Source organism: Pseudomonas sp. K5002, from assembly GCF_013386655.1.
Classification (GTDB): domain Bacteria; phylum Pseudomonadota; class Gammaproteobacteria; order Pseudomonadales; family Pseudomonadaceae; genus Aquipseudomonas.
This window is the reverse complement of record NZ_JACARK010001557.1, coordinates 1-857: the sequence shown is the minus strand read 5'-3', so window position 1 is coordinate 857 and position 857 is coordinate 1. Positions and strand designations below refer to the sequence as shown.

The window sequence follows — 857 nt, the reverse complement described above, 5'->3', positions numbered from 1 at the left end:
ATGATTCGTGCGCCACTGGGGCCGCTGCCGGTGCTGTCCAGCCCCAGCAATTCCACCAGGGACAGGCACGCCACCAGTGCGCCACGCACATTGGCCACGCCCAGCAAGGCGCGGGAACGCTGATGGGGCAAGGAATGGATCGGCTGCAACGGCGCCACTTCCACCAGGCAGCGAGTGGCGATGCCCAGCCATTCTTCGCCGAGGCGGAACATCAGCAGCGAACGGGTGAGGACATCACCCTCGACTTCCGGCGTCGCGACGGGGCGGTGATCGTCCTGCTGCAAGGCATAACGGTCGAGCAGGCGCGTGGCGGCGGCGGAATACACCGAGCAATTGCGACAGTGAATGTGCTCGGCCAGCAACGGGCAGGACTTGTCACCGTGGATGCCGATGCGGTTCCAGCAGTCATCGATGGCCTGGGTATCGGCCAGGGTCAGGTTCAGCTCGGGATCCAGGGTCATGATTTACGCTCACTGTCAGCTCGCTCGCTGCGCGCGGCACGAGCCTGCAAACGCCGGGCGCCGGCGACATCGCCCTGGGACTCGAGCAACGCGGCCAGGTGCATCAAGGCCTGCGGGTGCTGGGGTTCCAGGTACAAGGCTTTTCTGTAATAACCCTGGGCTTCCAGGGCGCTGCCGGCCACATCGCTGAGCAGGCCCAGCCAATAAAACACCTGGGCCGCCGGCGGATGGCTCTGCAAATAACGCTCGCAGGCAGCACGGGCTTCCAGGCTCTTGCCTTCATTGGCCAGGGTCGCAATCTGACTGAGCAGATCGGCGGCGTCCGACTGCGGGGGCGGCGGCTTGATCGGTACCACTTGGGCACTGACGGTGCTGAACGGCCGGGGCCTGGTCGGG

The 857-nt window shown here is 65.6% G+C and carries 1 protein-coding gene and 1 pseudogene; both read right to left on the bottom strand.

All coding sequences use genetic code 11. The features are described from left to right. Positions 1-461: chemotaxis protein CheW (locus HX846_RS37905; RefSeq protein WP_178967547.1), on the bottom strand; the 461-nt coding region annotated here is incomplete at its 3' end. After that, a pseudogene (locus HX846_RS37900) lies at positions 458-857 on the bottom strand (chemotaxis protein CheR); the annotation flags it as partial. The pseudogene HX846_RS37900 and the gene HX846_RS37905, both read right to left, overlap by 4 nt.